The sequence below is a fragment of the Micrococcaceae bacterium Sec5.1 genome (assembly GCA_039636795.1).
In the GTDB taxonomy this organism is placed as follows: Bacteria; Actinomycetota; Actinomycetes; order Actinomycetales; family Micrococcaceae; genus Arthrobacter.
Genome location: CP143430.1, coordinates 3,188,168 through 3,215,111, shown reverse-complemented (window position 1 = coordinate 3,215,111; position 26,944 = coordinate 3,188,168). Strand labels below are relative to the sequence as shown.

The 26,944-nt window shown below is 59.6% G+C and carries 23 protein-coding genes and 1 tRNA gene; 4 read left to right on the top strand and 20 right to left on the bottom strand.

Going from position 1 to position 26,944, the window contains the following annotated elements:
* Positions 1–10 precede the first annotated feature (10 nt).
* The 13 genes from VUN82_14595 to VUN82_14535 all read right to left on the bottom strand — a co-directional run bounded on the left by VUN82_14595 (position 11) and on the right by VUN82_14535 (position 16,185).
* Positions 11–1,165 (bottom strand): glycosyltransferase family 4 protein, encoded by a 1,155-nt coding sequence (locus VUN82_14595; GenBank protein ID XAS70346.1) that lies wholly within the window; start codon positions 1,163–1,165, stop codon positions 11–13.
* Positions 1,146–2,297, bottom strand: a complete 1,152-nt coding sequence (locus VUN82_14590; GenBank protein XAS70345.1) for an O-antigen ligase family protein — start codon at positions 2,295–2,297, stop codon at positions 1,146–1,148. Before VUN82_14590 ends, VUN82_14595 begins: the two co-directional genes overlap by 20 nt.
* A 265-nt stretch (positions 2,298–2,562) precedes the next feature.
* The gene (locus VUN82_14585; GenBank protein XAS70344.1) at positions 2,563–3,240 is read right to left on the bottom strand and encodes a hypothetical protein; all 678 of its coding nucleotides are present in this window, start codon (positions 3,238–3,240) and stop codon (positions 2,563–2,565) included.
* A 2-nt stretch (positions 3,241–3,242) separates the two neighbouring features.
* A complete protein-coding gene (locus VUN82_14580; protein XAS70343.1) occupies positions 3,243–4,091 on the bottom strand; it encodes a hypothetical protein in 849 nt (282 codons plus the stop codon).
* Complete coding sequence (locus VUN82_14575) at positions 4,082–6,157, bottom strand: glycosyltransferase (protein XAS70342.1); 2,076 nt, start codon at positions 6,155–6,157, stop codon at positions 4,082–4,084. The genes VUN82_14580 and VUN82_14575 overlap by 10 nt, the downstream gene beginning before the upstream one ends.
* Positions 6,154–8,355 (bottom strand): glycosyltransferase, encoded by a 2,202-nt coding sequence (locus VUN82_14570; protein ID XAS70341.1) that lies wholly within the window; start codon positions 8,353–8,355, stop codon positions 6,154–6,156. Before VUN82_14570 ends, VUN82_14575 begins: the two co-directional genes overlap by 4 nt.
* Positions 8,345–9,724 carry an oligosaccharide flippase family protein gene (locus VUN82_14565; GenBank protein XAS70340.1) on the bottom strand — a complete coding sequence of 460 codons (1,380 nt, stop codon included), beginning with the start codon at positions 9,722–9,724 and terminating at the stop codon, positions 8,345–8,347. Before VUN82_14565 ends, VUN82_14570 begins: the two co-directional genes overlap by 11 nt.
* Before the next feature lie 178 nt (positions 9,725–9,902).
* Complete coding sequence (locus VUN82_14560) at positions 9,903–10,565, bottom strand: acetyltransferase (protein ID XAS70339.1); 663 nt, start codon at positions 10,563–10,565, stop codon at positions 9,903–9,905.
* Entirely contained in the window at positions 10,562–11,728 is a 1,167-nt protein-coding gene (locus VUN82_14555; GenBank protein XAS70338.1) for a DegT/DnrJ/EryC1/StrS family aminotransferase, read from the bottom strand. Before VUN82_14555 ends, VUN82_14560 begins: the two co-directional genes overlap by 4 nt.
* Entirely contained in the window at positions 11,725–12,744 is a 1,020-nt protein-coding gene (locus VUN82_14550; protein ID XAS70337.1) for an NAD-dependent epimerase/dehydratase family protein, read from the bottom strand. The genes VUN82_14555 and VUN82_14550 overlap by 4 nt, the downstream gene beginning before the upstream one ends.
* Positions 12,741–13,850, bottom strand: a complete 1,110-nt coding sequence (locus tag VUN82_14545; protein XAS70336.1) for a Gfo/Idh/MocA family oxidoreductase — start codon at positions 13,848–13,850, stop codon at positions 12,741–12,743. Before VUN82_14545 ends, VUN82_14550 begins: the two co-directional genes overlap by 4 nt.
* A gap of 103 nt (positions 13,851–13,953) precedes the next feature.
* The gene (locus tag VUN82_14540) at positions 13,954–15,651 is read right to left on the bottom strand and encodes a sugar transferase (GenBank protein XAS70335.1); all 1,698 of its coding nucleotides are present in this window, start codon (positions 15,649–15,651) and stop codon (positions 13,954–13,956) included.
* Positions 15,652–15,927: 276 nt separating this feature from the next.
* On the bottom strand, positions 15,928–16,185 hold the full coding sequence (locus tag VUN82_14535) for a hypothetical protein (protein XAS70334.1): 258 nt from the start codon (positions 16,183–16,185) through the stop codon (positions 15,928–15,930).
* 39 nt (positions 16,186–16,224) lie between these two features.
* On the opposite strand from VUN82_14535, the gene VUN82_14530 reads away from it, so the two are divergent.
* The gene (locus VUN82_14530; protein ID XAS70333.1) at positions 16,225–16,458 is read left to right on the top strand and encodes a DUF5703 family protein; all 234 of its coding nucleotides are present in this window, start codon (positions 16,225–16,227) and stop codon (positions 16,456–16,458) included.
* Positions 16,459–16,490: 32 nt separating this feature from the next.
* Here the strand turns inward: VUN82_14530 and VUN82_14525 are convergent, their stop codons facing one another.
* Together VUN82_14525 and VUN82_14520 are read right to left on the bottom strand one after the other, a co-directional pair.
* On the bottom strand, positions 16,491–17,651 hold the full coding sequence (locus VUN82_14525) for an acyl-CoA dehydrogenase family protein (protein ID XAS70332.1): 1,161 nt from the start codon (positions 17,649–17,651) through the stop codon (positions 16,491–16,493).
* A 29-nt stretch (positions 17,652–17,680) separates the two neighbouring features.
* On the bottom strand, positions 17,681–18,985 hold the full coding sequence (locus VUN82_14520; GenBank protein XAS70331.1) for a M20/M25/M40 family metallo-hydrolase: 1,305 nt from the start codon (positions 18,983–18,985) through the stop codon (positions 17,681–17,683).
* Positions 18,986–19,252: 267 nt separating this feature from the next.
* On the opposite strand from VUN82_14520, the gene VUN82_14515 reads away from it, so the two are divergent.
* Positions 19,253–19,335, top strand: a tRNA-Leu gene (locus VUN82_14515).
* Positions 19,336–19,455: 120 nt separating this feature from the next.
* Here the strand turns inward: VUN82_14515 and VUN82_14510 are convergent.
* The 5 genes from VUN82_14510 to VUN82_14490 all read right to left on the bottom strand — a co-directional run bounded on the left by VUN82_14510 (position 19,456) and on the right by VUN82_14490 (position 23,829).
* On the bottom strand, positions 19,456–19,740 hold the full coding sequence (locus tag VUN82_14510; GenBank protein XAS70330.1) for a hypothetical protein: 285 nt from the start codon (positions 19,738–19,740) through the stop codon (positions 19,456–19,458).
* On the bottom strand, positions 19,737–20,069 hold the full coding sequence (locus VUN82_14505; GenBank protein ID XAS70329.1) for an SRPBCC family protein: 333 nt from the start codon (positions 20,067–20,069) through the stop codon (positions 19,737–19,739). Before VUN82_14505 ends, VUN82_14510 begins: the two co-directional genes overlap by 4 nt.
* Before the next feature lie 101 nt (positions 20,070–20,170).
* The gene (locus VUN82_14500) at positions 20,171–21,094 is read right to left on the bottom strand and encodes a MaoC/PaaZ C-terminal domain-containing protein (protein XAS70328.1); all 924 of its coding nucleotides are present in this window, start codon (positions 21,092–21,094) and stop codon (positions 20,171–20,173) included.
* Positions 21,091–22,431 carry a 3-oxoacyl-ACP reductase gene (locus tag VUN82_14495; GenBank protein ID XAS70327.1) on the bottom strand — a complete coding sequence of 447 codons (1,341 nt, stop codon included), beginning with the start codon at positions 22,429–22,431 and terminating at the stop codon, positions 21,091–21,093. The genes VUN82_14500 and VUN82_14495 overlap by 4 nt, the downstream gene beginning before the upstream one ends.
* Positions 22,432–22,440: 9 nt before the next feature.
* Entirely contained in the window at positions 22,441–23,829 is a 1,389-nt protein-coding gene (locus tag VUN82_14490) for an acetyl-CoA C-acetyltransferase (protein XAS70326.1), read from the bottom strand.
* Between VUN82_14490 and VUN82_14485 the strand changes: the two genes are divergently transcribed.
* The gene (locus VUN82_14485; GenBank protein XAS70325.1) at positions 23,828–24,628 is read left to right on the top strand and encodes a TetR/AcrR family transcriptional regulator; all 801 of its coding nucleotides are present in this window, start codon (positions 23,828–23,830) and stop codon (positions 24,626–24,628) included. The genes VUN82_14490 and VUN82_14485 overlap by 2 nt on opposite strands.
* A 46-nt stretch (positions 24,629–24,674) precedes the next feature.
* Positions 24,675–26,828, top strand: a complete 2,154-nt coding sequence (locus VUN82_14480) for an acyl-CoA dehydrogenase (GenBank protein ID XAS70324.1) — start codon at positions 24,675–24,677, stop codon at positions 26,826–26,828.
* Positions 26,829–26,944 lie beyond the last annotated feature (116 nt).

Sequence of the window (26,944 nt, the reverse complement as noted above, 5' to 3'; positions counted from 1 at the left end):
GTGGGCGGTCCTAGCTGGACTTTACTGGTACGCCGCTTCTCCGGGACCAAAAGTTCCTTCTGCTTGGCCGCGCCGACAACTCGAGCACATTGCTCCTGACGTGGTCTATGAAGTCTTCCAAACGGTGGTGTTGCTCCACGTAGGCGCGTCCACGACGCCCCATTTCCTCCGCAGCTTCCGGGTCGGCCAGGAAAGACTCCATGCGACTCCTGAGGGCCGAGGAGTCTTCTGTCGGCACGAATACGCCGGTTTCCCCATCATGAACTACGTCCACCTGGCCCTTGGTTTGAGAGACAATGACAGGTCTTCCCATGGCCATGCCCTCGAGAATGACGTTCACTCCTGCGTCAATGTCCGTGGGCAACAGCGGGACGACGACCATCTTGGCGGCGGCATACGCATCGCGCAACTCAACGGACGTGAGTGGTCCGACCTGGCAGTTCTCTGGCCAGCCCGGTTCATCACGAACGTCCCGCGTGATGATTTTGTATCCGTCAAGGGCAACCACCAGCGAGGCGGCTATATGAACGGGAACGTCCAACCCCCTGACTGCGTCTGCGAAGGTCGGAAAGTCCCGTTGAGTGGATCCTGCTGAAAAGATGATTTCACGCTCGGAATCGACAGGTTTGAAGAATTCCAGATCTACTGGGTGACGGACGAGGACTACGTCGTCGGGTCTAAATCCAATCTGTTCAATCGCCACGCTGCGTTGGATTGAGCTCCACGTCACGATTCTGTCAATGCCGGTCCGGGCAAGCCTGAGAGGCCATCGAACTGCTGGTTTTGATAGCCAGAACATCATGGCCAAATGCGGAGTCCTGATACGAAGGATCGCAAATAGTGCCGCAACGGCAACTGAATGCCTTTCCGACCACGTAATGACCACGTCGTAGGAGCGGCTCAACCGTGCGGCTTCAAAGGCCTGAGCGGCAAAGCCCGGCAAGCGCCTATAGATGTGTGCCCGGAAACCTCCTGTGTTTTGAATGGTGTTTTCGTCCAGGACATCGCAATGGAGCGTGTCCTCAAAGAGCAAGCTCCGTGGCTCTGCGCCGGAGGACTCGCGGAGCTGGCGTTCGCGCCGCTCCACTGTGGAGCGTCCCCTGGTCTTGATGAGGAGGATTCTCGGCTCGCCTGCAGCGTAGACCTCATGCGTTCGGACCATCATCAACTCCCTCTCGACGCGGACGCAGTAATCTAAATCCAGGAGTCATTCGGGCGGTCAACGCATCTAGCTTTCCGGCAGGAAGGGCTGCGCGCTCTTCCTGGACGATGCGCCACAACGCGCCGGATACGCCAAGTATGAGGAATAACATCGCGGCGGCCATGGGAAATGAAAGTCCATCAAAGAACGCGAATGCTATGCCGACAGCCGCAAGAGAAGCGAGGACGGCCTGACTGAGTTGGATCATTACTTCGTCGACAGATACTAGGCGTGCACGCTTTGCGCAGTGCAGTCCCGCGGCTATAAGGGAAACAAACGATATGACTCCTAGCACACCCAATTCTACAAGCAGCCCTAAATATTGGTTGTCGACAATGACGTACTCTGGTAGGAACGTTCCAAATCCACGACCAACAATTGGGTTGTTCGCCACCATTTCTATCGCTATCGAAAAGCTCTCTGTTCTAGAGTTGATACTGCTGTCCGCAGATCCAAAAGTGAAGAGTCCTCGTAATGTGCCAAGCATCCCCGGTGTTATAAAGTAAACGCCAACCAAAAGCAGTACTATTGCCACATACGCTCGCCGGCGTCGTTGCTTTGGCCAAGCGGGGATTAGTGCAACGAATGATACTGCCGTCGCGATGAGGGCTGTTCGTGAAACAGACAATGCAGATGCGCAGACTATCGCACAGACGGGGGTCCACTTCGCCAGCCAGGATTTTGTCGTGTCAGTAAAAGCAAGCGTTATTGCCAGAGGGAAAGAGACTGCCAGGACGACCCCGTATTCCAGAGGGTGTGATGCCATCCCAGCAGCCCGGACGAAATCGCCCCGGACATCGATGTTTGAGATACTGTCCGCGCTGTTTAGCCCTGGTATGGACATCCAATCTACGAGCGATGAGCCGGTGACGAACTGAAGTAGCCCAAGACACGCCGTTAACGTTCCTGCCATAACTATGTGCCTAAGGACCTTTAGAAGTTCGATTCGATTTCTTAGTCCATCGTTCAAGAGGAAGCAAATTCCTGTCCAAGCAAACAAGCGGATGAGGCCCCCATCAGCCGGGCTGGACTCCTTCTCGGGAACTCCGTGCAACATTGCGATCGCATAACTGGCCACGGCGAAAACAAGAAGCACGCCCAGGAAGATCCGTATTGGCCGCCGAACAGCCCGTTCAGGCATAGTTCTGCTGACTTGGTGCAATATCCACCAGACCAAAGCAAGGAGAGCCCATAGAGTTGTTAGCCTACCCACAGAACCAAGTGCTGGAATAGTCAAGTTGGAAGGGACGGCGCAAGTGACAATCAGGAATATGGCAACGAAGGCAGGGATATTACTGCTCTCCGGCAAAGTTGTTCCTGCGAATCGTTGGTCCTTGAAAGGATTAGCAACGTCTTGCCTGTTACGCCCCATGGAACTGCCCTGCCCGGCCCCGGCGTCTCGTCCTACGCACCAGGATTTGGTCCCAGCCGACAGCACCAACAACAGCCAATCCAAGGGACAACGAGAGCCAGGCGATAGCGCCTTTGATGCGATTCGAGGTGCTTCCGCCGCCGAAGACAACTTCGGGACTTGATGGAAACGTTATTGTATATATCAGACCCCCCTTTTTCCCGGTTTGTTCCTGTAGCAATAAAGTGGCAGCTTCTATTCGCTTGACCAAGGCAGCCAACTGTTCATTCACTTTGGCCGCGCTTGAATCGACCACCTGCACGGCTAAGGCTGGCCTCCTGAAGCTTTTGGCCCACTGTCCACCTGCGTTGGGAAGCGTAATCGAATATCCCTGCTTCACACCCGCTCCATAAAGTGTCCCGGGAGACGTTACGGAGCCTGAAAGACTTGAATCGTGGTTAACCTGCCGCTCCACTAGGGCTGCAAATTCCACCAACGGGGCGACGTCGGCATTGGGTATTAGGTACCAAGGTTTGCCCGCCGGCCCGACGAACGACACTTCTGCTTGAGTCCAATAGACGGGCTCCGAGGAGCGAATAGAGCCTAAGCTGACGACGCCGAGCAGCATAACAACCAAAGCGGCATACCATCGGCGGGCGACCACCTGTAGCAATTTCTTGGTTGTCATGACTATGAGGGCCTTTGGGACAATGGCACCGGCGTCGGAACTTCGCGCTGCATAAGGTCATGTTCCTTTGTAATGGCCCTGCTGCGAGTTATTCCGCCGGGGAATCCGGAAGTCGCATCCAAGGTAGGACTTGAAAGCGAACCAGCGACGCTCCGCCGCTCCTTCTGTTCGTGGGCGGGACTCCGCTGGGCGGTTGCAGGCAGGTGCCCGCGATGCGACTTCCTCGTGCCCTTGCGTCCAGACTGACCATTGTGCCCTCGCGAAGTCAGTAATCCATCAGCCAGTGCAGTCAGTACCAGAGTCAATCCGGCTCCACCGGCGCCGGCCACTAGTAGAAGCTGCGTGCGCGCTTTGACCTCAGGGACAGGTCCCCTGTCGACTACAAGGGTCATCGTCGAGATGCGTGACTCCAGAGGGACATCCAAGGCTTCCTGCATTTCCTTGAGCGAAACTGGTGCCTGATCCATAACTGCCTGGAGCGTCTCCATGGTCTCTTGAGGACTGGATGAGACCGCAGTAATGAGCAGGATGGCGCCGCTTGTACCCCGGTCCGTCTCTGCCGTGTATGTCGACGTGGCGAATCTTTCAGCGAGCGGGCGTCTGACTTCATCCGCCGAGAGCCGACGCGTAAGAATGTCGAGAGCCTCCCCCATACCGCCCAACTTCAGGTACGGGTTGCCATCGGCGCCGACAGTCTGGGCCGAGGGCATCATAACGAGACTGGCCTGAGCCTTGTACTTTTCGGGCGTGTTCTGCTGGACCTGAATGCAGACGAGCAGTGTAAGGGCAATCCCAAACAGTACGAGGTACCAGCGGCGCCAAAGGCTTCGGAGTATTGTCCTCAGTTGCATTTTCCAACCTCCCGACGGATACAGGCAGCAACAACTTTTACTCTGTCGATTCCCGATCTTCCAAGTAAAGCGATGGTGACGGATTTAAGCGCAGCTCGGCATGCTTCGCGGAGTATTCGTCGTGGTCGCCCAATTATGAAATCATGGAAGAGCATAAATCGGTCGGGTTCCTGTACATCAAGCATAAGTCCCGGGAAGGCATGGATGAATTTCGTTGGAGATACCAGCCTTCCGCGTGTTCTATTGCTGACATTCAATCCATGAACCACCTGAAGCCATCCTGGCGTCCCTTCGACACGTATTGACGGCATGGTCTTGCCTATCTGGTCATGCCACGAGGACCAGCAAGTAGTGGGTTCATTCCAATCGCTAAGGACAGAACAGAAAGCGTTTCTTCGATCGGTTCGGAGGAAAAGGGAATTGTTGCATTTCACTAGACCCGCCGTAAAAAATACTACGGACGGCAACTCGGGAGCCTCGATCGCCTGTACCCGCGCCACAAAGTCGGATGACAAGCCATCATCATTGTCGAGATTTGTTGTCAGGAGGTGCTTTGCGCTCTGGCCGGTAACATCTCTGATGTCCTTCAGTAAATCTAATGCGTCGACCTCTTCGCGATAGATGGGATGAAATCGGCCGCCGACGCTAAGTTCGCCGATGCGTTGGACCAGCCAGGCAGGACTTTGTGGATCCAGATAAATGATCCAATGGAAGTTCTTTTGGCTCTGTGCAATAACTGAAGGAAGGCAGTAGGTCTCAAACAGTTGTATTCGGTTTCGCAGCCATCCGTCCTTGGCGCGCACGATGCTTTCGAAGCCCTTGGAAGGCAGGTTGAATCGAGTGAGAAGGACGTGGTCGACATTGGGATTAGGTTCTGTCGCTGACATGACGCGGCCAGTTTCGAACATCAGGGGCGTGGACGACCCATGGGTTGCAGAAGCTGCCTCCCTTTTAGCAGACAACAACTTCTCAATGCAGTCTGCCCGTGTGTCCCAGGAGTGTTTGAGAACAGTTGCAGCAATTTCCTGTCGACGCGCAGCAGTAACTGGCTGACGAAGGGAGTCTGTGACCTGCCTTGCGAAGTCGGATGGGTTTGCAGCTATGGACACAGCCGAGGATCCAATCCATCTGGCTGACGGCAAATCGGTAGCCACGACTTGCAGACCTGCTGAAAGGTACTCAAGCGTCTTCAGTGGAAAACTCGATCGGTTGAACTCGGTGTCAGCATAAGGGGTGATGCCGACCGAGACGGTTTGTAACAATCGCTGAACCTCTTCTTGTGGCATAGGTCCCCTCCAGTCCACGTTGGGCCGTGACAACAGGGCGTCCAGTCTTGAGCCAGCGACTGGATCACCGTCAGCCCTGGGGCCAATAACGAGCATGGCAACGTCTGAGGCAACTACCGATTCCAGGACGTCGAGATCCAGTCGCTCGTTCAGCTGACCAACAAGGGCAACGACTTGACGACGCCGCAAACCCAGAGCAAGGGTTGAGGTGCTGCAGCCATTGGGCACCACCTCAATAGGCCTGCCCGAGCTATGGGAGATCTTGGAGGCAAGGTCCTCTGAGACCGCCGAGATTACGTCTGCTGATTCGATGTTCGCTTGAAGCACCCGACGTAAATAGATGGGGGCGAAGCCCATTAGCTTGGCCCCTGCGAGCCAGTCATCGGTCAAATGCAGGAGGCGGATCCCGCCCCCGGTGTGCGCGGGAAAGCGCAAAATGGGAGACGAATTGACGACGCCCGCGATGCGCCCTTCTGTCCTCGCCAACGCGGACTCCACACAGCGACTCGCGAGAATCTCTGTTGCAGAACGCGAGACAGGCTTCCCGACGCCGGGCAGGGCCGGCAAACGTAACCTGGCTATTCCAGGTGCCACAGCTTCGGGGATCCCCAAGAGGCTTCTCCCAAAATGCTCTCGGACATCCTTGTAGCTGTGAATCGGTACGGGATGATCGATCCATAGCACACGATTATGTCTGGCTAGCGATCGTGCAAGCATCTTGTCGGTCCCGGGAAGGCTGCTCCAGCGCGTGCCGGACAAATACACAATAGTGTCCATCATTCGCTCCTTCCATCGGTGTTTGCCGCCATGTCGGAATCGGCCGCTGGGCGCGTGGCCCGGCCATGGTCAACAAGGCCAGATTGTCTGAGCACTGCTGTTCCCTTGGAGGGGTCATGGGCCACGACCGTGAAACATCGGGATTCAAGCAGACCGGAAAACGTCCTATAGCCATCTGGGGTCGTGGTTCCGCGGATTAGTACCAGACCGAAACCAGCGAGTTTTGATATCTCGGCCGCGTCCGGGGCGATCAACGGGCCCAATTGAAAGTCTGCCAAAAGCAGCACGTACCTCCCACCACCCCTCAGTAAGCCGCGAGCATCCGCCTGGCTAAAAGAGTCTGAAAAATCGAGAAGAGGCAACCAGGGATTTAGACTCCGCCCCCACTCCAGTGCGCGCCTATCTGTTCCGTCTAGTCGGCCGATGACAATGGCCCGGGAAAGCCTCTCCCGTCCGACCGTCTCCTTGATCCTCCTTGACCATGCCGTGCCCACTAAGAGCTGCTTTAGTGGGGACAAAGCCATCCGCAGTCGAACGATGGTTCCCGAGTCAAGCAGGCCAGCGAAGGAGCGCTTGGCGGCTGGAAACAGCTGTTGCAAGAGTGGCAGTCGCTTTGCCCTAAAGGACCTTCTGATTTGGAATCCGCTGCCGGCTTCTCCGGGGGAAGACTCAAACTGCCCACAGCTCGCCAAAAATTGTTCGAACTCCTGTTTCCATGCATGCAGATCTAAGACTGGAACAGGTGCAATCGATGGGCGTGGCTCCCATCCGTAGATGGGAACATCCGGCGAAGCGTAATCTGTCGACGACAACAACTCGCTGACGGCAAGTCGTACCCTGTCCAGTTCGATGTGCTTTAGATGCGGGTACCTTTTAGCCGAGGAGATCGCAGCAGACACTTCACCGGCGCAAATGAGGGCCCGGATACGGCAGGCCCAAAGGACGGGATCAGGATCAATGGCACCAGTGTCTTGCATGGATCGTTTGAGCGCCTGAGTCGCCCACCCCAGTGCCGCATGGGCATCACCTTTGGCGAGGCTGGTGAAGACAAGTCCCGGGATTGCCTCGGGAATGAAGTAGTAGTTCAAACATTTAAGAAACTCGCGTTCAGCATCGTCGAGCATATGTGATCTCAAAAGCCGCCAACCGTCCGTAAGTTGGACACGGTCCAGTCCAGGGCCGACTAGGATGGGGGCCGAGGCGCTCTTGTCAACAAGGGTTAGCGAGGAGCACGGCGTTTCCTGGATAATCTTCTGGCCAGGGGTCCGTTGCCGATAAAGTTCAAGCCACTCCCGAACCTGACTTCGGTTTGCGTCAGCATGATGGGAATGAACAAGGTTGTGGCCTTCTGTGATGATGCCTTTTAATCGGTCCTGATCACGCCAGAGATCGTCTAGCTTTTCTACCACGTTGGCTTGATCCGCGAAGACGCAATTAACCATGTCCGAAAATCCGAACGCTTCAAGTCGAGTCGACCGTTCCGTAACTAAACAGGCGCCCGCGGCAGGAATCTCGAGCTGCTTTCGCACCACTTCTCTAGCCATGCTGCCGCATGCCGGTACAAAATAGCTCGCACTTAGCAATTTGGCATAGTCCGTTCCCACGACCAGGCGTTCGGTACCGTTTCCCCAACCAAAATGGGGCATAGTCATGGTGGGAAACCTCTCGGCGAGGGCGCGATTGACGGCATTCCGCCACGGGTAGTGCCGCTCCTGACTGCCCGTAACGAGTACAGGTATGTTTTTGGCCAGACCGAAATCTCGAAACGTGTGGGGGTCTATCGAATTGGGCCACACAAAGAGATTTTGCGCGATCTCCGGGGTGTACTCCGCCATTGACGTCGACGTCGTAAAGAACGTTTCGATCCCCCATTCCGCCATCTTGGAAATAAAGACTGCGCGTGCGAGATCGTAGGCGTCTGAGTGAAGAAAGCCCAGCTTGGGTATTTCGGCGTGGGCATTTGTATTCCTTATGCGCTGATTGTACGAGTAGACGCCCGACTCAAAGACGGTGATTTCTGGTTCGAAAAGTTCACACTCCTGAGCATAATCACAGTCACGGCTGATGATCTTGACATCATAGAAATGGCCGAGTACCCGGATTTGATCGTCGAGATGCTGCGACAGGAACGGTGCCAAGCCCGGCTTTACTCGCCGGAAAAATAGCATATGGGGACGGCCCTGCAGTTGGTCATCTGACACGCCACACACCACCGATCGCGTGCACGGCCCGCTGCAAGCGAGAGGTAAGCGCCGTTGGGGCATACGCATGAAGATAGGGCAAGGCCATGGCGAAGCACACAAGCAGTCCAACCACTCCCCCAACTGCAAGGCTGGCGACGGGCTCATCGAAGAGCCCGGCAGCCAGGCTTGCAGCCGTACCAGCTCCTGCTGCCGTAGCCAAGGGCCACCAAGTTGCAGCGATGAGCCCTCGACCAGGTGCCAGGGAGTTGCGCAGCAACAGTACATACAAAATAAGAGCTAAAAGCACGACGCCAATGTGTGCATAAGCAGCCCCCACCAGGCCCACGACGGATACGCCCCACGCGACGGCTGGGACAAGGACCAATATAGACGCCCCTTGGACAAGAAACACGACTCCCGACCTACCTGTTCCTACAAGCAGGTTAGAGAGCAGAAGCGAAATCGAGAATAGCGCACCATAGACGGCAAGCACCGATAGCACGGGCGCGGCGGGCGACCATTTGTCGCCATACACGACAATGAGCAGTGGCGTCGCCAACACCATGGAAAGGGCTGCGATCGGAAATGCAAGCAGAGCCACTATTGTCGTCGAACTCCGCAGCAGCCTTGTCAAGTCCTCGCTGTCAGAACTTGCAGCCGAGAATGCGGGCATGGCGACGCTGTTGATTGTGGAACTGAGTATTGAGGTCGGCCAGGAGGCGATAGTGAATGCCAAAGTATAGATCCCCAGTTGTTCCGTTCCCAGCGATCGGCCGATGATGGCAAAGTCTGCATTTAAGAACACATAAGTCAACAAGTTGGCGCCAGCAAGGGGCAGCCCAAACCTGAGCAAAGGTAGGATTTCGTGGACATTAATTCGAGGCCAATACTGTCGCTTCACACTCGCGACCATGACCAGCCCGCTAATCAATTGCCCGACGACTCGAGACCATGCAAATGCCATAGCCCCGTCGCCATTAAGCGCGAGGAGAAGTAGCAATCCGTTCATGGGGAGGAAGGCAACTGCGCTTGCCAGCAGGATCCTGCCTTGACGAAATTCACGCACGAGTAAGGCGCCCGGAACGGTGAACAGTCCACCCAGGAATATGGAGATGGATAGGACGCGGATGGGATTGGCCGCATGTATTGATCCCAGAGCGGTCGCTAGTGGCTCCGCGGACAAAGCAGTTATGGCGGCCAGCGCAAAGCTGCTTACCCACGCCAGGGTGGCAACGGTGGGCCCGACTCGCTCCGGATCTAGATCCCGGCGGGAGATACACGAGGAAAGCCCCAGTTCCCCAAAGCTGGACACGACGGCATGGACAACCAAGGCAACGGCGAACACACCAAAATCGTTCGGTGAGACGATTCGGACGACGAATACCATGATGGCAAGCGTTCCGAATTTCATCATCAACGTGTTCACACCGCTCCAAGCCGCCCCCTTGATGGCTCGGCGGCCGACACCCCCTTTGATAAACGAGCTCGTCGCTTCGGACATGTCTAACCCCCGCTACATATGTCGTGGTCAGGTGCTGGGCGCTTCGTGAGCCGGCTGCGGAGGGTCACAAGGCATCCTCCAGCTCAGGAGAAAATCCGCGGCGGATAACGCGTGCGGGCACCCCGGCCCAGGTTTCCTCGGCGGGAACATCAGTAAGCACGGCCGCTCCCATGCCGATGGTTGCGCCGGCGCCGACGGTGCGGCGCTCGCGGACGCTGGCGTTCATGCCGATGTAGGCTGCGCGGCCGATGTGGACGTTCCCGCCGAGGGATACGCCTGCGGCCAGGGTGGCGAAGTCGCTGACGACGTCGTCGTGCGTGAGCGTGACGCCGGGCATGGCTACTACGTGGCTTCCCACTGTGACGGAGGCTGTCATGGTGACGTTCGCCAGGAGAATGCTGCCAAGGCCGATCCTGCATCCCTCCGGCGGATGTACAGATGAGTCGATCGCCGTTGCGTAGCGGTCTTCCGCAAGGCCCAGGGTGCGTAACCGCATGACGACGCTTTCGCGTCCTCGGCCGGATCCAATACAGACCAGCAGCATGGCGTGTGGGAAGGTCAGGGCATCGCGGATGGGGCCCAGTACGTGGGCGCCGTCCACCACGCGCCCGAGTTTGTCCTCGTCGTCGTCCAGGATTCCGATGACGTCGTATTGTCCGGTGTTGCGGACCATGGCCAGGACCTCGCGGGCGAGTCCGCTGGCGGCGATGAGGAGGAGCTCGGTCATCTTCCCTGTCCTGCCGCGCGGAGCACTGAGTCGATGACCCGGACCTGGTCACCCAGGGTGAGTTGGTGGTACAGAGGCAGGATCAATGTGTGGTCTGTCAGCCATTCAGTTGCTGCCAGCGAAACCGCGCCCTTGGCTGTCCGGGCGTAGGCAGGTTGCCTGTGTGCGGCCATGATGCCGCGTCGTGCCGATATTCCGTCCTCTGCCAGGCGGGTCATCAGGGAGTCTCTTCCCAGGGGGAAAGCCGTGCCTACTTCCAACCAGCAGGATTGGAAGTTTCCGGTTCCGTATACGGGGTCGTCCACTAAACGGAGGCCTTCGATACCAGCGAAGGCCTGTGCGTAGTTGGCGGCCAGTTCGCGCCTGCGTTGTACTGCTTGGTGCAGGCGGGCGAGCTGGACGATCCCGACGGCGGCCTGCAGGTCGGTCATGCGGTAGTTGAACCCTATTTCGAGGTATTCCTCGGCGGGGGCAAGGATGCTGGCATGACGGTCCGCGGCTGAGACGCTCATTGCGTGTTCGCGGAGCCGGCGGGACCGGTCTGCGAGGTCCTGCCGCGGCGTGGACAGCATCCCGCCCTCGCCTGTGGTGAGGATTTTGCGGGGGTGGAAGGACCAAGCCGCCAGTTCGGCGCCGGCTCCTACGGGGTGGCCGCGGTAGCGGGAACCGATGCCGCAGGCTGCGTCTTCCACCACGGTGATGCCCAGGGGGTCGCATAGGGCACGGATGGGATCGAGATCCACGGGTACTCCGCCTTGGTCCACGGCTATGACGGCCCGTGTAGCAGGCGTCAACGCGGCGGCAATCGTTTCAGCGGTGACACAACCTGTGAGTACGTTGACGTCGGCAAAGACCACCTGGGCCCCTACATAACTGGGGGCGTTTGCCGTGGCAATGAAGGAGAAGGAGGGAACAATGACGTCGTCTCCCGGACCAACACCTGCGACAGCCAGTGCCAGATGCAGGGCTGAGGTGCAGCTGGAAACGGCGACGGCGAAAGCAGCCTGTTGCTCCAGGGCGAAGGCTTCCTCGAACTCCTTGACTTTGGGGCCTTGGGCCACCCAACCGGAAGCGATGACCTCGGCCACTGCTTGGGCTTCTTCTTCCCCAAGCCACGGTTTCATCACGTCGATGCGTGCCAGGGAAGTTTCGGAGGTGGTCATCGTGCACCTACTGAGGGTGCTTCGGGCCGGGCCAGGTGCCGGGAGGCTGCGATTTCTTCCCGGAGGGGACGCCACCACGTGACGAGTGAGCGTAGTCCATCTTCAAGTTCTATTGCGGCTTCAAAGCCAAGGTCCCGTTTGGCGGCGGTGACGTCTGCGAGTCGGCGAGCGACGCCGTTGACTGCGCGTTCAGGTCCGTGGTCAAGGTGCAGCAGGGATTGCATGACCCGGAGCAGTGTTTGTGCGAGTTCTGCCAGGCTGGTTTCGGTGCCGCTGGCCACGTTATAGACACCCTCTCGGACATCGCTTGCGGCTGCGAGGATGTTGGCCCTTGCGACGTCGGCGGTGTGGATGAAGTCCATTGTCTGGTGGCCGCTGCCGAAGACCAGGGGCGGAACGCCGTCGACTATCCGCTCCATCCATCGGACAAGTACCTCCGTATAGAGGCCGTGGACGTCCATGCGGGGTCCGTACACGTTGAAGTACCTCAGGAGGACGTAGTCCAGGCCGGACATGGCCCGGAAGCTCCTCGCCATTCCCTCATTGAACGATTTCGCGGCCCCATAAAAGGTGTCGTTGTTGTGGTGGTGGTGCCGCTCGGTGGTGGGGAATTCTTCTGCCATTCCATAGACCGAGGCGCTTGACGCGGCGATGACCTTTTCCACGTTGTGCTCAACGGCGGCTTCGAACACGTTGAAGGTTCCGTCCACCAGGACCTCAAGAGCCAACCGTGGTTCCTCGGCGCATTGGGTGATGCGGATCGCAGCCTGATGGAAAACCAGATCTTTGCCCCTGGTGAGGTCGTGGATCAGGTCCCGGTCCCGCAGGTCACCTTCCACCAGCTGTACGAGTCCGGTAGCCAGCGCATCGTTGAGGTTGGCCCGGCGCCCCCTGACGAGGTTGTCCAGGACGTCCACGTGCGCCACGCCGGCGTCGACCAGTTGGTCAACCAGGGTGGATCCGATGGTTCCGGCGCCTCCGGTGACCAGGACGTTGGCGCCGAGCAACTTCTTCACTGTGCGACCTGGAGAGCTACCTCGTTGCCGACAACGATGGTTGACTGGCCGTCTGTTCCAAGGCTTTGGGTGACGGCTTCCAGTACTGAGAGGACCCTGAGCCCGGATTCGCCGCTGGTGCGCGGTATCGTGTGATTCCGGATGGATCCGGCCAGCTCAGCGACGACCTGGCCCAACGGTTCGCGTTCCTGTAACGCCGGTGACCATGTGTCGCCCAGGCGATAGGAGATGGCCGAGTTCTTCTTGTCCGCCGCTGAGCGTGGCTGCTGTTCCAGGCTGACGCCGCGATCGTAGACGCTGAGTCGTTGTTGGGGGTTCAGGTCGTCCCAGACGAGCGTCCTCTTTGAGCCGCCAATGATCATCTGGCGGATTTTGGTGGGACTGAGCCAGTTCACGTGGATGTGCACCATGGCGTCGTTCGGAAGGCCGAAGGTCAGGTGGCCTACACAGTCACGGCCCGTACCCAGCGGATCTGCGCCGTGTGCAGAGATCTCGGTGGGGTGCAGGCCTCCCGGCAGGACGAAATCCAGGATCGAGAGATCGTGGGGTGCTAGATCCCAGAACACGTTGACGTCCGGCTGGACAAGTCCGAGGTTGATGCGCACGGAGTCGACATACAAGATGTCGCCCAATGCCCCACTGGAGACGAGTTCCTGGATCTTCAAAACCGCGGGAGTAAAGCAATAGGTATGGTCTGCCATGAGGACGAGGCCGCGGGCCTTGGCTTCCTCCACCATTTCCAAGCCCTTGGCACGGCTGTCCGCGAGTGGCTTCTCGACGAGGACGTGCATCCCGGCGCGCAATGCAGTCATCACTACTCCGTGATGCGTGTGCGCCGGGGTCGCCACGGCGACGGCGTCCAGGTTATACGTGTCCAGAAGTTCGTCCAAAGACTCGACGACGGCGACGCCGCCTACCGTTTCGGCCAGCCGAAGTCCGCGCTCCACGTCAAGATCGCAAATAGCCACCAGTTCCCAATCCGGGCTGGCTTTAAGGTTCCTCGCGAGGTTCGGGCCCCAATATCCTGCTCCGACCACGGCGATCCGTAACTTCGGGGTCATCCCGTGGCCGTTAAGGTGGCCTGATGGAATAGTTCCTATGCTCATTTTCCACTCGGATTCTGTGTTGGATAGCTCGGTTCTTTCTCAGGTAAAGCTTGTTGTGCCGCTCGGCGTGTCTCGGATCAGCCAGTAAGTTCCAGCCAGCCCATCAGTAGGCACCGGAGGGCTGGATCATGGCCCGGAAGGTCCGCCACATGATCATGAGGTCGCCTGCTATCGACCAGTTTTCGACGTAATAGAGGTCCAGGCGGACGGCTTCATCCCAAGGAAGGTCCGATCGACCATTGATTTGCCACAAGCCCGTAATTCCAGGCTTGATGAGCAGCCGGCGATGGGTATGCCGTTCGTAACCACTGACTTCGCGCAGGAGCGGCGGACGCGGGCCTACCAGGCTCATGTTCCCGGCCAGCACATTCCAGAACTGCGGTAGCTCGTCCAGGGAGTACTTGCGCATCCAACGGCCGCATTTGGTGATGCGGGGGTCCTCGCGCATCTTGAAGAGGACACCGGCGCCCTGGTCCTTTCCTCTGAGTTCTTCCAGCCGCGCTTCAGCATCAACCACCATGGAACGGAACTTCAGCATCTGAAAGGTGGTGCCTCGCCTGCCAATCCGTTCCTGCCGGAAAAGCACCGGACCCGGGCTATCCAATGTGACTATCAGCGCCAAAACAGCCAGCAGTGGCGCCAGGCAAAGCAAAGCAGCAGCCGAGACCACAATGTCCATCAGGCGCTTGAGCGTGTGTTTGCCACCGGAGTAGTGCGGAATATCGACGTGCATCAAGGGCAGGCCCTCAACGGGGCGCCAGTGGATGCGCGGCCCGGCCACGTTGGTCAGCGTTGCCGCCAGGACCAGTTCGGCGGCATCTTCTTCCAAACGCCAGCCCAACTCCTGGATGAACTGGTTGCCGCCAGGGACCGGGCCCGCAACGATCACCGCATTTGCGCCTGTCTGGCGCACAGTGTGGGCAATGCCATAAATCGATGACAAGACGGGAACCCGTACGTTATCGACCACCAAGACGGCACCCCGCCGCGCTCCTGGAAGGCATGCCCCCAGGATGTTGTACGCGGCACCGGACTTTCGGTTGATTTGCTTGATGACGTATCTGACGTCCTGCGGCTCCCCCACCACAATGGCACGGGAGAGGCAGCGCCCACGTGACTTTTCGCGCGTCAGCCAACGGCGGAACATCCACCGGCTGCCGGTCAGTGCAACCAAACCCGCGGGCAAGGACACCAGGACGAATGAGCTGGCGGACTCCAGCCTGAAAACGACCGCCACGAGTCCCAGGAAGCCGAAAACGCGCAGGCTCGCTGACAACACACGCTTGTATTCTTCAGGCCCCACCCCGAGTACTTTCGGATCCCGCGTCCTATAGACCTCAAGTGCGCCGAGCCAGGCAATGCCAAGTATGAAACCGAGCATGAGGTGCCGCTCATGTTCCGTGCCACCTGCCGCAACGGCAAGACCATCAGTGTTCAGAAGGAATCCTGACGTGACTGCTGCCGCTACCAGGGCGCTGTCTGCCCATCGAAGACTATTGGTGAGCGACTTGGTCCAGCCGGAGCGGTTGTACCGCTCGGACCGGTCGGCCAAAGAGGAGGAACTGCGGGGTTTGCGGTGGGTGACTGGCGGCTTGAGGTCCAGGGTCACATCTGCCCTCAACACCGCCAGTCCCGCCTTTTCAGCCCGTTGTGCAGCAACGGACTTGTCAATCCAGGGAGACACCGGCGGATTGACGTCGACAACACCAGGTTTCGCAGGGAACGCCGCGCCCAAGGAAAAGTCGTGCGGACCCTGAGGTGCCGCGACCTTGCCTGAACGCAAGACTGGAACTTTTACCATGTCAGCCTTCTTCGCAGACCTGCCGTTGCCTACATCCCAGTGAAGCGGCGGCTGTCAGGAGGCGCACCAGTAGTCGGTACTCAAGTTTGCGCAGGTTTACCCATGGCTCCTACGTGCAAGTACCTAGCCGGATAACGCAGGACTACGTGCTTTAAGCCTCACGGAACCACCGAAAACCGCTACATTTCGGGCAGGAAACAGGACAAAGAGGTCGCGAAACGACACAAAAAACCGGCCACCGCCGGTGACCGGTTAGTTGCCGCCTATTGAAAGTTCCTAGTCCTCCAGGCTTTCGAGGTCTTCGTCCAGGATCTCGTCATCGTCTTCTTCCTCGTCATCAAACACCTGCAGCGGAGTAACCTCGGAATATGCCTCGTACAAGGCGTCTTCGTAAACCTCGAAGGCATCTGCGACGGCGAAGAACGCCGCCTCGACGTTGGGGTCACCCTCGCCCCGACGGGCGGAAGCGGCGGCCAAATGCTCTTCCAGGGCAGCAGTCAGTGACTGAAGCGCGACACGCGGATCGATGCTCATGACTTCACGTTAGCCCGAAAAGGACGAAAATGGAGAGGGATGAAGGAACAATTTCGAGGCAGCTCCGAAGAGCGCCAACGTGACTATGCACGTCAGTACGAGTACCTCGTACTGACGGTAGGACCTGACGATTCACTGCCCGAAGCCCGGCGACGGCTTGCTGAGCACTCGGAGTACGGGAAGTGGGAGTTGGAACGCAGCCGGCTATACCTCGGCGGCGGCAGACGCTTCTGGTTGCGCCGAAAAGTCTATTCCGTGCAGCGCACGGTTTAGTCAGCTGTCCACTTGCCTCAGCTGCCGAGCCTTTAGCTGTCCAGGGGCCCCAGCCAGGCGTTCGCCACGGTGTTGTGCGCCGACTCGTCGTTAGATGGATGGAAAATTCCAGCGAGTACGTCCCGGTAGAGGCGTTCCAGTTCGGAGCCACGGAAGTAGCTGGATCCTCCCGTGACCCTGATCGCCAGATCCACCACATACCGGGCGTTTTCTGTGGCCCGCGTTTTAAGTCCAACAAGCTTGGGGAACCACTGGGGTCCATGGTCCACCAGATTGTCGACGTCGCGCGCTACTGCCGACAACTGGGGATAGATACCGTCCATGGCCAGGGCCGCGTCAGCAACTTTCCAGCGAATGTCCGGGTCCTGGGCGAAACTGCGTCCGCCGTGCTTCGCCGAGACCCGCCGTTTGACACTTTCAACGCCGAGCAAGAAGGCGCGTTCCGCCAATCCCGTGTAGACGGCCGCCAGCAAGGTCTCAAAGCAGGCAAAGATCGCGAAAATCAGTAGGTCCTGGTTGGGGCCGACAGGCAATTTACGGAAGATCCTCCCTGAAGGAACCACCGCTCCCTTCAACAGGGTGGTGTTTGAGGCACTTGCCCTCATGCCCAGAGTGTCCCAATCGTCAAGGGTTTCGTGCCCGGGTTCATCGCGATGGACGAACCCGAAAACCAACTCGCCCTCTCCGTCCCTGCCCTCCGCGTCCTTGCCAAACGTTCCCAGACGGGTCCAACCTCGGGAGAGGCTAGTGAAGATCTTCCGTCCGGTGAATCGATAATCTCCGTCAGGCAGCGGCTCCGCAATGGTTGTTGAATCGAACAGCATTGAATCGTTGCCCGCTTCGGAAATTCCGAAAGCGAACACTTCCCCCGTGCCGGCTTCCTTCAACACGAAGTCCAGCGAGTCGTCTCCCCTGGAGGCCATGACATGCGCGACGCCGGTCCCCACCAGGTGCATGTTGACTGCCAACGCTGTGGCAGGCGCTGCCGTGGCGAGGCGCTGCTGCAACGCAGCTACCGCTTCCAGACCCAGTCCCATACCGCCGTCGGCAACTGGCACGAACAGTTTCAGGTAACCGGCGGCTGCCAGTTCTTCAAGGTCTTCATGGAAGAAGACGTTGTTGTGGTCATAACCGGCCGCCCGCCCGCGTAGCCGTTCCAACAGTGCATCCGGAAGGATTTCCTCTGGAGTCATAGCGAACCTGCCCTCCTGAATCTCGCTTCTTAGTAGTTGCTCAGCAGCGTGTTAAGCACTCGCGCGCCGAACTGCAGGGACTCCGCAGGTACCCGCTCGTCCACCCCGTGGAACATGCCCGTGAAGTCCAACTCGTCCGGCAGCATCAGCGGAGCGAAGCCATAACCGGTGATGCCGATCTTGCTCAAGGACTTATTGTCGGTACCTCCCGAGAGAGTGTAGGGAAGCACTTTGGCGCCCGGGTCCTCCGAGTGCAAGGCGTCGATCATGGAGTCCACCAGATTGCCGGCGAACGGCACCTCCAAGGAGACGTCCTTGTTGACGTAGCTGATCTCGATGCCGTCGCCAGCGAGTTCCTTGATGGTCTCGAACACCAGTTCCTGCTGGCCGGGCAGCGTGCGGCAATCCACGAAGGCCTCCGCCGATTCCGGGATGACATTGTGCTTGTAGCCCGAGCGGAGCAGGGTGGGGTTGGAGGTATTTTGCAGTGTTGCGCCAACAAAGCGGGCAACGGTGCCAAGCTCCTTGAGAAGGATGTCCGGGTTGTCCGCATCGAATTCGACGCCGGTGAGTTCAGTCACGCCGTCCAGGAACTGCCTGGTGGTGGGAGTGAGTTCCACAGGCCACTTGTATTCGCCGATTCTGGTGACTGCGGCCGCGAGTCTGGTGATCGCGTTGTCTGTATTGATCTGCGAGCCGTGGCCTGCCCGTCCATGGGCAACCAGGCGCAACCAGGACAGCCCCTTTTCTGCAGTTTGAAGCAGGTAGGTCCGCTGGCCGCCGATAGTCGCGGAGAACCCACCCACTTCGGAGATAGCCTCGGTGGCCCCATCGAACAATTCTCGTCTGTGCTCCACGGCATAGCGGGCGCCATAAGTGCCGCCCGCTTCCTCGTCTGCGAAGAAGGCAAAAATGATGTCCCGCTTAGGCTTGCGGCCAGTCCTGGCGAAGTCCCGCATCACTGACAGGATCATGGCATCCATGTCCTTCATGTCCACGGCACCGCGGCCCCAGATCAGTCCATCCTTCAGCTCACCACTGAAGGGGTCAACGCTCCACTGATCCTTCAGGGCCGGCACAACGTCCAGGTGTCCGTGGACCACCAGCGCGTCAGCTGAGGGGTCCTCCCCCGCCATGCGCGTGACGACGTTGGCGCGTCCCGGTGCGGACTCGAAAATCTCGGCCTCAAGACCCACTTCCGTGATCAGGCCAGCCGTGTACTCCGCAGCAGCGCGTTCGCCCGGTCCGGTGTCGTCGCCGAAGTTGGAGGAGTCGATACGGATGAGCTCCTGGCAGATCCGGACAACTTCATCTTCGGGGCGGATGACAGACATGGAAATTCTCCTTGCGTTGGCTGGGCTGCAGGTGCCGGCGACGCGCACTGCGGACCCCGCAGTTCTACCGTCCCGTGTTCCACCAGCCTACTCACCGGAAGCGCCGTCGGTTGAGCAATTCCGGGCATCGCCACGGGTTGAAAGCTTGCACCCAGTCCTGACCAGCATCGATTTTTTAGTTGCTTCAAACCGTGTTAGAGTTTTTCTCGCTGCTTCGGAGGAAAGTGAAGCACCGGAAGGTGCAGAATGCTTCTCTGAACACCACCTGCGCGGGTGGCGGAATGGCAGACGCGCTAGCTTGAGGTGCTAGTCCTCGAAAGGGGGTGGGGGTTCAAGTCCCCCTCCGCGCACAAAGAAGGCCCCGGGAAACCGGGGTTTTTTTGTGCCCTCAGTCACCCTGGGCCCCAATGATAACCCTGGACCCCCTTGACAACCCTGGGTGGCGCTTGTCCAATCACTTATGCCGTTTGCTAAGCCAACGGCCAGCCCCTCCATGACTCCTGGGCCACCCGTTTGATCTGTCCGGCCGGAAACCATTCCACGTGATAGTCCCGCCGATCATCCATCCACTCCACCAGGCCGTAGGTACGGGTGTACTTGATCGCACGTCCGTACACCTCACCAACACGGACAAGCGGTTGGGCACCCTGCTCGAGCTCCATGATCTTGCCATCGTCAGGTTTGGGGTGGTTTGCCTCCGCCTCGGTCTGCAACATCATGCGGGCGAAAGCTTTGGAGTCTTGCTTGGGTCTCATGAACTAAGAATAGAACATATGTTCGAATCTAAAGGAGGGTCTGCACAAACGCACTCAGTTGCCTGGCTGGCAGCCTTCTCGACCGCTGCCAGCATGCTTTCGAAGGTCGCCGTCAGCATTCGGGCAATCAGAGGGCCGGTCAGGCGACCGAGAGGCCCACCCCTGGGCACATAACGGTAGTCAAAGGCCATCGCTGTCCCCTCGCCAAGTGGTTGGAGGACGAGCCTGGAGCTGGCTTGTTTGAAGGGCACCAGTGTCGACGGCTCGTTCCTGGTGGCGAGGGCGCGACCTTCCTCCCATTCGGTGACGGTCTCGATCATCGAGATCATCACTCCCCGCCAATGTATTGGGCGGCGTCCAGGCAGGATTCCCAGCGCTAAGTGAGTTTATCCAGAGGATGATTGTGAAGTCACCAAGTTCCAACAGCTTCCTACAAGGGCGCCACGCCGCCCCTGAAATGACGCCGACCGCTGCGTGGGTTCCACGCCACGTAGTACGAACGCTGCCAAGCCCCGGTTTCCGACTGGATGGTGGAGATGTCAAGCGCCACCCGGGCCGGAAGGAACACAGGCGCTTCAAACGCTACGTCCCAAGTGAAGGCATCCGACTTGACCGCACCGACGTCTGCCAACGCCCGGGAGGCAAGGTACATGCCGTGGGCAATGGACCCTCTCAGACCCAAGGCTTTGGCCGATAGAACGCTCAGGTGGATGGGGTTGAAGTCGCCGGAGACGGCCGCATAGTTACGGCCGATGTCCAGGTCGAGTTGCCATAGGGCCGTAGGGTCCGGCGGAGAAAAGCCGCCATTATCACCGGAGCCACTTGAGCTTCCCGGCTTGTCGATGCCAGGCAGGAAGACCCCTTTCGCAAGGTACGTGGAAATTCCCCGCCACAGCAGCGCGCCTGACGAACTCGAGCGGACTTCGGCGATGACATCGACTTGCGTCCCCGCCCGATGACCCGACAGGTTCTCCGACCATGAGCGGATGTCCAAGGCTTCTGTGAACTGGAGGGGAACCCGCTGTTCCACATGGTTCCTGAGGTGGATCATCCCGAGCAATGGCAAGGGAAAGTCATCCCGGTTCATGACACTCATTGACACCGGAAACGCCAGCGCGTGGACGAAACCTGCTGGCAGGATGTCACTGGCGGTCTCCCCCAGAAGGTGCTGGTAGGCGGTGAGATTGGCGACGTCCGCCTGGACTCCCTTGACCTCGTGGCTAGCGGCAGGCAGTGTCGCCTGCCCCGTTGATGACCCCAGGACCCGCCGACGAGCGGCAGTTGCCGCGGCATTCATGTAGAGCTTGGACAGCGACGGCAGCTCCCCAAGGATGACCGGCTGGGGTTTGCTCATGCTCCCACCATTTGCTGCCCGCACACGCGAAGGACTTCGGCCGAGATTCCTCCTGCGGCGTCGCTCGCCAGGAAAGCGATGGCTTCGGCTACGTCCTGGGGCTGGCCACCCTGTCTGAGGGAATTGACCCTTCGCGCTGCTTCCCGGATGGCGAGCGGCATCCGGGCCGTCATCTCTGTTTCAATAAACCCTGGCGCTACGGCGTTGATCGTCCCCCCGAAGGACTCCATGAGCGGCGCTGTTGAGCGCACCATTCCGATCACGCCCCCCTTGGACGCGGCATAGTTGGTCTGGCCTCTATTTCCCGCAATTCCGCTGGTGGATGCCACCGAAACGATGCGCGGCTTGTCCTTGAAGTGCTCCGATGCCAGGAGGGTCCCGTTGATCCTCAATTGCGCAGCGATGTTGACGGCGATGACAGACTGCCAGCGTCCCTCATCCATGTTGGCCAGGAGCCTGTCGCGGGTGATGCCAGCGTTGTGGACTACGATGTCGAGCCGGCCATGGCGTTCCACTGCGTGGTCGATGATCCGGTGACCGGCGTCGTCGCGGGTGATGTCCAGCTGGAGCGCGGTTCCATGGACCTCGTTGGCGACCGCCGCCAAATGGTCGCCCGCTGCAGGAATATCCACCAGCACAACTTTCGCGCCATCACGGTGGAGCGTACGGGCGATCGCCGCACCAATGCCCCGCGCTGCACCGGTGACAACGGCAACTTTTCCGGCAAGGGGTTTGTCGGCGTCGAAGGGCAGGCTGCCGGAGGACGAACTGATCGTCAGGAACTGGCCATCCACGTAGGCGGAGCGGCCGGAAAGGAAGAATCGGAGCGCCCCCAGCGTGGATGGGCTGGTGGTGGCTAAGTCCTCGTCAAGAAGAATGCCGTTCGCCGTGGCTCCAGCACGCAATTCCTTGGCCAGTGAACGCACGAGGCCATCGATGCCCTGCCGGGCGGCAGCCGAAGCGGGCGCAGGTGCCGACCTGGCCGTCCTTGAGACGGTAATGACGCGTCCATTGGGCGCGAGGTCCCGCAAGGAAGCGCCAATTGTCAGGACTGGCTTGCCCAGATCTTCCGGGTGCTGCACGGCGTCGAGGACAACAATGATGGCCCCGAGCTTTTCCTTGGGCAACGCATGACGGCGGATGTCCAGGCCCCAACCAAGAAGCGTAGTGGCGAGGTCATCTGCGCCCAGGCTGTCGCCGTTGACCAGCACCGGCCCAGTGACGAGCGGTGCGCCTGGCTGGTGTCGACGCAGCTCCACGGGCTGTGGCAGGCCGAGCCTTTTGGCGACGTCCTTGCCCAGTCCTTTGCTGACGATTTTGGTGTACTTGTCTGTCATCACGCTCCCCTAGGCTGCTTCCAGAATGGCAACAACGCCCTGCCCGCCGGCGGCGCACACGGAAATCAGGCCACGTGCCGGCCTTCCGTCCACGGTGCCCTTGTCATGGAGCATCTTTGCCAGCGAAGCCACAATCCTGCCACCGGTTGCTGCGAATGGGTGTCCGGCAGCGAGCGAGGAACCGTTGATGTTGAGCTTGGCGCGGTCCACCTTTCCCAAAGCGCCGTCCAGCCCCAACCGCGTTCGTCCGAAGTCCTCGTCTTCCCAGGCAGCCAAGGTGCTGAGGACGGTTCCGGCGAAGGCCTCGTGAATTTCGAAGAAGTCGAAGTCCTCCAGAGTCAGCCCATGGCGGGCCAGGAGGCGCGGTACGGCAAAGACCGGCGCCATCAGAAGTCCGTCCTTGCCGTGGACGAAGTCGACGGCGGCCGCCTCACCATCCAGGACGGTGGCGAGTTTGGGCAGGCCCCGGCTGTCCGCCCACTCTTGGGTGGCAAGCAGCACGGTTGCCGCACCGTCGGTCAGTGGCGTCGAATTGCCGGCCGTCATCGTGGCCTCGGATCCCAGGTTCTTGCCAAAGACAGGCTTCAACGTGGAGAGCTTCTCCAATGTGGTGTCCGCCCGAAGATTGGAGTCCCGGTTCAGGCCCCGGTAGGGAGTGATGAGGTCGTCGAAGAAGCCCCGTTCGTAGGCGGCGGCGAGGTTGCGGTGGCTGTTGAACGCGAGTTCATCCTGTGCCTCCCGACTGATCTTCCACTGTGCCGTGGTGAGGGCCTGGTGTTCGCCCATGGAGAGGCCGGTACGTGGTTCGCCGGTGTTGGGAGCATCCGGGGCCAGATCCTTTGGCCGGATACGGGCCAGGATCTTCAGCTTCTGGACGGAGGTCTTGGCACGGTTGAGGTCCAGCAGGATCTCCCGCAGCCCCTCGCTGACAGCAATCGGGGCATCGGACGCGGAGTCAACACCACCGGCGATCGCGGAATCGATCTGGCCAAGCTTGATCTTGTTGGCAAGCCCTAGCACGGTTTCCAGTCCCGTTGCACATGCCTGTTGAAGGTCGTATGCAGGTGTCTCTGGAGATAGCGCCGAACCCAGTACCGCCTCCCGGGTGAGGTTGAAGTCCCGTGAATGCTTCAGCACCGCCCCAGCTGCTACTTCACCGATCCGCTCGTCCTGCAACCCGAAGCGGGCGATCAGTCCATCCAGTGCAGCCGTAAGCATGTCCTGGTTGGAGGACTTCAGGTAAGCGCCGCCCGTCCGGGCAAACGGAATCCTGTTGCCTCCAACGATCACGGCAGAACGCGTCCCTTGAATGCCCTTGTTCTGTTCGGCACTCTGCTCTGCGCTTGCGAAGCTGTTTGTACCTGTGTTCGTGCCCGCGGGTCCGTCTGCTGCAGCCATGCTTGACTCCTTCGATGAATACCAGTTACTGATACCCAGCGTACCTGATACGCTGGGTATCGTGAACCGTCGTCGTACAGAATTTCCGCACGCTCCTGCCTCTTCCCGCGCTGGCGCTGTTGATACCGCAGCGGAGTCCGGCAGCGCCGTCCCGGATCCTGCAGTAGATGGGCGTGCTGCCAGGTGGCAGAGTCATCGCGAGGAGCGTCGGCGCGAGCTCATCAAGGCAGCACGCAGGGCTGTGCACGCCTTGGGCAGCGAGGCGTCCATGGAAGACATCGCCGGTGCCGCGGGCACCTCAAAGTCGGTCTACTACCGCTATTTCGGCGATAAGGCAGGCCTTCAACAGGCGATGGGAGAAGTGGTGCTGGGGCAAATGCAGCGCCGCATGAAAGAAGCGGCCCAATTGGCGCAGACGCCACGTGAAGGGCTCTACGCCATGGTCTCGGCCTACCTGCAAATGGCGGAATCCAGCCCCAACGTGTATGCGTTCATCACCCGGCTGACGCCCGGGGAAGCTTCCTCACAGGATGCCATTGCGGCGTCGGGTGCGCTGGGAAACTTCTTCGAACAAATCACGGACATGATCGCCACACCCATGCGGCAGTACCTCGGTACAGAGAAAGAGGCTTTGATCGAGTATTGGCCCACTGCAGCCATTGGGCTCGTTCGGAACGCCGGCGAAATGTGGCTTGGAAGCCCTGCCTCCGAGGCGAAACCGAATCAGGCAGCCATGGCCGGACACATCACGGACTGGCTGTGCCTGGGCATCGCACCCGAACTCAAAGCAACAACGTGACGTGAGCAACGACCCATCAGTTGTAGGAACCAAAGAAGGAATCAACATGACTGAAGTAGCGGACCGGGCGGCATCAGCCCAACAACCCTCAGGCCGCGAGGATGCGGCCACCCGCAATAGCGCATCCGGCACCGGTGGATCCGGAGGCCGTGACTCTGGCAAGCAGGGTGCGGACCCGGTGGTCGATGTCGCTGCGCTGGGTGAGCAGCTCTTGGGCAAGTGGGCCCACATCCGGCACCAAGCCCGCGAAGTAGCAGGTCATCCCGATGTCCAGAAGATCGAAGGCCTGCATCACACGGAACACCGGGCCCGCGTGTTTGAGCAGTTGAAGTTCCTGGTGGATAACAATGCTGTCCACCGGGCGTTCCCCACGCGCCTGGGTGGCTCCGATGATCACGGCGGCAATATTGCCGGATTCGAAGAGCTCGTCACGGCGGACCCCTCCCTGCAGATCAAGGCTGGCGTTCAATGGGGCCTCTTTGGCTCCGCTGTCATGCACCTTGGTACCCGGGAGCACCACGACAAATGGCTCCCCGGCATCATGAGCCTGGCAATTCCGGGTTGTTTCGCGATGACGGAGACGGGCCACGGCTCCGACGTCGCAAGCATCGCCACCACGGCCACCTATGACGAGGGTAGCCAGGAGTTTGTCATCAACACCCCCTTCCGGGCAGCCTGGAAGGACTACATCGGCAACGCCGCGAACGATGGCTTGGCCGCCGTCGTGTTCGCGCAGCTGGTAACCAAGAATGTTAACCACGGCGTCCACGCCTTCTACGTAGAACTGCGCGACCCTACTACCAAAGAATTCCTGCCAGGCATCGGCGGGGAGGATGACGGCATCAAGGGCGGCCTCAACGGCATCGACAACGGCAGGCTCCATTTCACCGATGTCCGTATCCCCCGCACCAACCTCCTGAACCGCTACGGCGACGTAGCTGTGGATGGTACGTATTCGTCAACCATCGAGAGCCCGGGCCGCCGCTTCTTCACGATGCTCGGAACCTTGGTCCAAGGCCGGGTCTCCTTGGACGGTGCAGCTGTGGCAGCAAGCAAGGTTGCGCTCAAAACAGCCATTCAGTACGCCACTGAGCGCCGTCAGTTCAATGCGTCCTCCCCCACTGATGAGGAAGTCCTGCTGGACTATCAGCGTCACCAGCGGCGCCTGTTCACCCGGCTTGCCACGACGTACGCCGCGAGTTTTGCCCACGAGCAGCTCCTGCAAAAGTTTGACGACGTTTTCTCCGGTGCCCACGACACCGATGCCGACCGCCAGGATCTGGAAACCTTGGCGGCCGCGCTGAAGCCCCTCAGCACCTGGCATGCGCTGGACACCCTGCAGGAATGCCGCGAAGCCTGTGGTGGCGCAGGATTCCTGATCGAGAACCGCTTTGCCTCGTTGCGCGCGGACCTTGACGTTTACGTGACTTTTGAAGGCGACAACACCGTCCTGCTGCAGTTGGTGGCCAAGCGCCTCCTTGCCGACTATGCCAAGGAATTCCGCAGTGCGGACTTCGGTGTGCTTGCACGCTATGTAGTGGACCAGGCCGCGGGTGTCGCCTTGCACAGGACGGGCCTTCGCCAGGTTGCCCAGTTCGTAGCCGACACGGGTTCGGTGCAGAAAGCAGCGCTGGCTTTGCGCGACGAGGAAGGCCAGCGGACCCTGCTGACTGACCGCGTGCAGTCCATGGTGGCCGAAGTAGGTGCTGCGCTGAAGGGGGCCAATAAGTTGCCGCAGCATCAGGCGGCAGCCCTGTTCAACCAGCACCAGCATGAACTCATCGAAGCCGCCCAAGCCCATGCAGAGCTCCTTCAATGGGAAGCCTTCACGGAGGCCCTGGCTGAGGTTTCCGATGAGGGAACCAAGCGGGTCCTCACTTGGCTGCGGGACCTGTTCGGACTGTCGCTCATTGAGAAGCACCTGTCCTGGTATCTCATGAATGGGCGGCTCTCGATGCAACGCGGCCGGACCGTGGGGACCTACATCAACCGGTTGCTGGTCAAGATCCGTCCCCACGCGCTGGACCTCGTGGACGCGTTTGGCTACGGTCCCGAGCACCTGCGCGCAGCCATCGCTACCGGCGCTGAAGCAGGCCGCCAGGACGAGGCCAGCACGCATTTCCGTAAACAGCGCGCCAGCGGATCCGCCCCAGCGGACGAGAAGTCACTACTGGCACTGAAGGCGTCCAAGTCCCGGTAACAGTACGAGATTTCCCGTCAGTGAACTTTTTAGGAAGTTTCGCCAAACCACGACGGCGCCGTCCCCACTCAAGGGGGGCGGCGCCGTCGTGGTTTGCCTGCTTTCCCGGACGGGCC

Bases quoted from the DNA above. Each gene is read 5' to 3' on its own strand.
- VUN82_14540 (XAS70335.1), bottom strand. From the start codon at position 15,651: ATGGTAAAAGTTCCAGTCTTGCGTTCAGGCAAGGTCGCGGCACCTCAG.
- VUN82_14500 (XAS70328.1), bottom strand. From the start codon at position 21,094: ATGAGCAAACCCCAGCCGGTCATCCTTGGGGAGCTGCCGTCGCTGTCC.
- VUN82_14565 (XAS70340.1), bottom strand. From the start codon at position 9,724: ATGGTATTCGTCGTCCGAATCGTCTCACCGAACGATTTTGGTGTGTTC.
- VUN82_14505 (XAS70329.1), bottom strand. From the start codon at position 20,069: ATGATCTCGATGATCGAGACCGTCACCGAATGGGAGGAAGGTCGCGCC.
- VUN82_14510 (XAS70330.1), bottom strand. From the start codon at position 19,740: ATGAGACCCAAGCAAGACTCCAAAGCTTTCGCCCGCATGATGTTGCAG.
- VUN82_14520 (XAS70331.1), bottom strand. From the start codon at position 18,985: ATGTCTGTCATCCGCCCCGAAGATGAAGTTGTCCGGATCTGCCAGGAG.
- VUN82_14580 (XAS70343.1), bottom strand. From the start codon at position 4,091: ATGCAACTGAGGACAATACTCCGAAGCCTTTGGCGCCGCTGGTACCTC.
- VUN82_14490 (XAS70326.1), bottom strand. From the start codon at position 23,829: ATGGCTGCAGCAGACGGACCCGCGGGCACGAACACAGGTACAAACAGC.
- VUN82_14545 (XAS70336.1), bottom strand. From the start codon at position 13,850: ATGAGCATAGGAACTATTCCATCAGGCCACCTTAACGGCCACGGGATG.
- VUN82_14530 (XAS70333.1), top strand. From the start codon at position 16,225: ATGAAGGAACAATTTCGAGGCAGCTCCGAAGAGCGCCAACGTGACTAT.
- VUN82_14480 (XAS70324.1), top strand. From the start codon at position 24,675: ATGACTGAAGTAGCGGACCGGGCGGCATCAGCCCAACAACCCTCAGGC.
- VUN82_14585 (XAS70344.1), bottom strand. From the start codon at position 3,240: ATGACAACCAAGAAATTGCTACAGGTGGTCGCCCGCCGATGGTATGCC.
- VUN82_14535 (XAS70334.1), bottom strand. From the start codon at position 16,185: ATGAGCATCGATCCGCGTGTCGCGCTTCAGTCACTGACTGCTGCCCTG.
- VUN82_14575 (XAS70342.1), bottom strand. From the start codon at position 6,157: ATGATGGACACTATTGTGTATTTGTCCGGCACGCGCTGGAGCAGCCTT.
- VUN82_14485 (XAS70325.1), top strand. From the start codon at position 23,828: ATGCTTGACTCCTTCGATGAATACCAGTTACTGATACCCAGCGTACCT.
- VUN82_14595 (XAS70346.1), bottom strand. From the start codon at position 1,165: ATGATGGTCCGAACGCATGAGGTCTACGCTGCAGGCGAGCCGAGAATC.
- VUN82_14555 (XAS70338.1), bottom strand. From the start codon at position 11,728: ATGACCACCTCCGAAACTTCCCTGGCACGCATCGACGTGATGAAACCG.
- VUN82_14495 (XAS70327.1), bottom strand. From the start codon at position 22,431: ATGACAGACAAGTACACCAAAATCGTCAGCAAAGGACTGGGCAAGGAC.
- VUN82_14525 (XAS70332.1), bottom strand. From the start codon at position 17,651: ATGACTCCAGAGGAAATCCTTCCGGATGCACTGTTGGAACGGCTACGC.
- VUN82_14560 (XAS70339.1), bottom strand. From the start codon at position 10,565: ATGACCGAGCTCCTCCTCATCGCCGCCAGCGGACTCGCCCGCGAGGTC.